Below are 2,109 nucleotides of genomic sequence, written 5' to 3' on the forward strand. Positions count from 1 at the left end.
CCCACTGCACCTTTGCCCTCCCCAAAATCGCCGCGGGCGAGTGGCGCAGCCGGCCAATGGCGTAGATCGTGGCAGAGATCAAGTCCGTCGCATCCTCGGGCGTTCCGGAGGTCTTGCCCACCGGCGTGCAGCTCGGCGGTTACGGGCGCGGCGCCCAGGCGCACGAGGCGCCGGACCTGGCGCGCCTCCTCGACGCAGTGCTCGCCGAGACGGACGTGCCCCGCATTCGCCTGGGCTCCGTGGAGCCTTGGGACCTGCCGGAAGGCTTCTGGGCCCACTTCCAGAGCCCGCGCCTGATGCCGCACGTGCACCTGCCGCTGCAAAGCGGCTCGGATGCGGTGCTTAAGCGCATGGCGCGCCGCTGCAAGAGCGGCGACTTCGCACAGCTGGTGGCGGCTGCGCGGGGCGCGGTCCCGGACTTCCAGGTGAGCACCGACATCATCGCCGGCTTCCCCGGCGAAACCGAGGCCGAGTGGCAGCAGACCATGGACTTCGTCGCCGCCACGGGCTTCAGCCACCTGCATATCTTCCCCTACTCGCCGCGGGCGGGAACCCGGGCCGCCGCAATGGCCGATCAGGTGCCGGAGCCTGTCAAGCGCGAGCGCACGCGGGCCCTGCACGAGCTTGCGGCCAGGCTCAAGACCGACTGCCTCACGAGCCAAACCGGCCGCACACTACCGGTGCTCATCGAGGGCCTGAATACCGACAGCGCTGGTCCCTTTGCGGCGGGCTTCACACCGAGCTACCTGCCGGTGCGTCTTCGCGATGCACCGCCCGATGCGGTGGGCCGCATCCTGCCGCTGCGCCTTTGCGGTGTGAGCGACGATGCGGCGGCGCTCGAAGCGCGACTCGATGCGTCCGCGCAATCTGGCGCTCCAGCAACCGCCGCGGCGAGGGCGGCTCAGTAACCGCCCTCCATCGCCGCACGCTGCTGCTCGTCGAGGGCGTCGGCAATGTAGGCCAGCGCAAGCCCCGTCTCGCGTGTCCAGCTGAGCTCCACATGCCAGCCGGCATCCGTCTGCCACAGGTGCACCGCCCTGCCCTCGCCGCGGCGGATGGCAATCTGCTTACGCCCCGGCGTGCGCGCGTACTCGGGGAAACTGCTGCGGTCTTCCCCGTCGCCGTACTTGCGGCGCAGGATCTGGTAGAGATCCTCGTATTGGAGTTGGGAGGCAATGCGGTACTCGCGCAGCACCTTGTAGATCGCACCCCGCCAGGCCAGCACGTAGACGCGGTCGCGGCCTTCGTAGTAGACGAGCGCCAGACGCTCACCCTGGTCCTGACGCAGCGCCGGCGGCAACTGCTGCGCCAGCAGGCTCGCGTCACCACCCAGGCAGTAGCGGTTGAAGACGAGCTTGAGGCAGGGCGGCTGAGCGGCCCCTGCCGGCACCGGCGCTGCGAGCACCCCGAGCAGGCAGCAGCACCACACCGGCAGCGCAAGGAGCCATCGCCTGCTGCCGGAAAGCCGCCGTCGGATCATCAACACGCGTCCTGGGGTGGGGATAAAGGGGGCGAGAGCATACCGCATCGGCGCTTACCTAAACATTCCGCAGCCCTTGACGGCCCCGTGGTGCTGGGGCTGAATCACCGGCGCGACGTCCTTACGTCGCGACAACCATCAATGGAGACTGTCTTATGCCCTCTGTGAAATCCCAGCACGCCGGTGACATGCTGTTCGAGACCTACGCGGGAGACTACAAAATCATGAATGACGTGCCGCCGACGCCCGAATGGGGCGGTAAGGGCCGGCATCCCACACCCCCGGACTACTTCGTCGCTTCCCTGTCGTCCTGCATCGCCGCATTCGTCCAGCAGTATTGCGATCAGCACGATATCGACGCCAGCGGCATGTACGTCGAGATCCACTACGAAAAGGCGACCGACCCGGCCCACCTCAAAGAGCTGATGGTAGACGTGCACCTGCCCAACGCCGACGTGGGCAAGCGAGCCGAGGCCATCAAGCGCGTGTCAGGCCACTGCACCGTGCACGAGACCATCTGCAAGATGGAAGGCTTGCCCGTCAACATCCATGACAGCACCGGCCAGGTGGCCTCGGCCTAACGGGCTGGCCCAGGACCGATGGAGCGGGTTGCCGTGCATCGGTCCTGG

General features: G+C 67.6%; 3 protein-coding genes. 2 read left to right on the plus strand and 1 reads right to left on the minus strand.

Features of this window, described 5'->3' with window-relative positions; genetic code table 11:
* Nucleotides 1-113: 113 nt before the first annotated feature.
* The gene (locus I6U14_RS12510; RefSeq protein WP_296899786.1) at nt 114-908 is read left to right on the plus strand and encodes a radical SAM protein; all 795 of its coding nucleotides are present in this window, start codon (nt 114-116) and stop codon (nt 906-908) included.
* Here I6U14_RS12510 and I6U14_RS12515 read toward each other — a convergent pair.
* Nucleotides 902-1,480 carry a hypothetical protein gene (locus I6U14_RS12515; protein WP_296899788.1) on the minus strand — a complete coding sequence of 193 codons (579 nt, stop codon included), beginning with the start codon at nt 1,478-1,480 and terminating at the stop codon, nt 902-904. The two genes, I6U14_RS12510 and I6U14_RS12515, sit on opposite strands and share 7 nt — an antisense overlap.
* Nucleotides 1,481-1,635: 155 nt before the next feature.
* Here I6U14_RS12515 and I6U14_RS12520 point away from each other — a divergent pair, with 155 nt between their 5' ends.
* Nucleotides 1,636-2,061 carry an OsmC family protein gene (locus I6U14_RS12520; protein WP_296899789.1) on the plus strand — a complete coding sequence of 142 codons (426 nt, stop codon included), beginning with the start codon at nt 1,636-1,638 and terminating at the stop codon, nt 2,059-2,061.
* Nucleotides 2,062-2,109: the final 48 nt, after the last annotated feature.

Origin of the sequence: Thiohalocapsa sp. (genome assembly GCF_019695415.1) — a bacterium.
In the GTDB taxonomy this organism is placed as follows: domain Bacteria; phylum Pseudomonadota; class Gammaproteobacteria; order Chromatiales; family Chromatiaceae; genus Thiohalocapsa.

Bases quoted from the DNA above. Each gene is read 5' to 3' on its own strand.
- I6U14_RS12520 (WP_296899789.1), top strand. From the start codon at position 1,636: ATGCCCTCTGTGAAATCCCAGCACGCCGGTGACATGCTGTTCGAGACC.
- I6U14_RS12515 (WP_296899788.1), bottom strand. From the start codon at position 1,480: ATGATCCGACGGCGGCTTTCCGGCAGCAGGCGATGGCTCCTTGCGCTG.